Annotated in this window: 2 protein-coding genes; both read left to right on the top strand. The window is 46.1% G+C overall.

What is annotated here, in order from left to right:
* Window positions 1-557: 557 nt before the first annotated feature.
* Window positions 558-758 carry a hypothetical protein gene (locus ACTHO6_RS21105; protein ID WP_310769134.1) on the top strand — a complete coding sequence of 67 codons (201 nt, stop codon included), beginning with the start codon at window positions 558-560 and terminating at the stop codon, window positions 756-758.
* A gap of 571 nt (window positions 759-1,329) precedes the next feature.
* A complete protein-coding gene (locus ACTHO6_RS21100) occupies window positions 1,330-1,545 on the top strand; it encodes a hypothetical protein (RefSeq protein ID WP_310769132.1) in 216 nt (71 codons plus the stop codon).
* Window positions 1,546-1,671: the final 126 nt, after the last annotated feature.

Genomic DNA, 1,671 nt, shown 5'->3' with positions numbered 1-1,671 from the left:
GTCCGTTGTGTCTGGATCAGATTGGCAATTTCAAGTTTCCGTATATTCCTCCAAACGGTAGCTCTGTGAACTGCAAACACATCTGCAACATCATGAATACGAACAGGGGAATGGTTGACCAAATACACGTAAAATTGGTATAATTTATTTGTGTTCATATCGGGATTCAAAAGGGACTAGCGCTATCTAGTCCCTTCTTTCTTTCCTCCTTTCTTTTACTTCATAAAGGTTTTGTCCCCAAACACCTTCAACTAAGACAAAGCCTTGACTAACGGCAGTCTATTGAGCCACCATTCGGACTTGAGTGGTTTTGATCGTCGTGAATTTTTGCGGTCGGCAGAACGGGGGGCCGTTTCAAATCTATCCCCAACCTTTATTGTGTCTCTTTGTGATTTATTTTTGCAGGAAAATCAGTTGTATGCTGATCTTCCGTTCCCCCTTGCGGATAGACATGATATTATTTAGTAGCGAACCTATATTCGGCTCCCTGTACAGGGGCTTTATCTTTTTTGTCCCAACCCCCTTCTGCTACTTTTAGCCCGGAAGGGGGTGATACTATGACCAAGCGTCTGTACTTTTTTGTAAGTCTCTCTGACGCTCTGCGGATCAGTCAGGAACTGTCGCAGTTCGGTGTGACTCGTTACCATGTTCAGCCTCATGAGACAGGGGTCGCATTCGTCTTCGAGCGGGTATCTGACGTGACCCAGATCGTCTTGAGGCATTTGTTTGGTACAGATGGCGAGTCAAAACAAGACTAACCCATCGGCTGGTGTTCCCGATAAAGGGGGCACCAGCTCCGTATTTTCAACTTAAACAACTTGTCCATCTGTTGTAGTATAGTAACTAGTTGGTCTCTAAAATTTTTCTCCGAAAGAGGTTGTTACATGAGGTACGGCTGTTTGGGTATCATTTTCCTTGGTCTATGTGTACTCGCCTATGCTTTTGTGAAGGCTTGGCAAAAATTTGGAGAGACTTATAACACTCTGTTTTAATATTCCTGTCCTCTTTTTCTCTTTTGTTAAATCAACTCCAACTCTTTCAGCGTGTCGTTGGCGACACCAACAGCACAGTAATCAGTGCTTCTCTCCTTTATGATCTGCAACGCCTCGACCAGCTTTTTCTCACGTGCTATGGCTTTGTTGTAAGCGCCTATCCACTGTTCCTCACGTCTCTGTGCTTTGTCCAGAAGTTCCCCTAGTCGCTGGTTTCCCCTTTGGTGACAGACAATTGCATGTTCATCATTTGTCCCCCTCTTAACATAATTGATTGTGTAAAACCTTTTTTTGTCCCAACCCGGTATGCTACGCTCACCACAAGGAGCGTGATCATATGGAAAAGTCGTTTTACTATCCGGTACCCTGGTCGGAGGTCAGCTACCTTCGTGAGGCCCTGGCCGCTCTGGAGATTCCGTTTGTCCTCGAACAGGATGATCGTCTTGAACTGGCCGCTGGGGAAATAGCCTTTGTATTCCCTGACCTCCCCATCAGGCAGTACCGCCACGTCTTCGAGTTGCTCGGCAATGCTGGCCGGCGGTATCCAAGTTAACCCCCTCTTGTAATGAATGGCATCCCAAGCTTTATAAACTAGGAAAAAACAACAGCCCTTCTCTCCTCCCAATTAGGAAGAGTCGGGGCTGCCTTGTTCAGTCCATATAGCTGAATGTCCTCAACG

The organism is Brevibacillus sp. SAFN-007a (genome assembly GCF_051967035.1).
In the GTDB taxonomy this organism is placed as follows: Bacteria; Bacillota; Bacilli; order Brevibacillales; family Brevibacillaceae; genus Brevibacillus.
Note: the sequence above shows the minus strand (reverse complement) of the source record. Positions and strands in the feature narration are given on the sequence as shown.

Bases quoted from the DNA above. Each gene is read 5' to 3' on its own strand.
- ACTHO6_RS21105 (WP_310769134.1), top strand. From the start codon at position 558: ATGACCAAGCGTCTGTACTTTTTTGTAAGTCTCTCTGACGCTCTGCGG.
- ACTHO6_RS21100 (WP_310769132.1), top strand. From the start codon at position 1,330: ATGGAAAAGTCGTTTTACTATCCGGTACCCTGGTCGGAGGTCAGCTAC.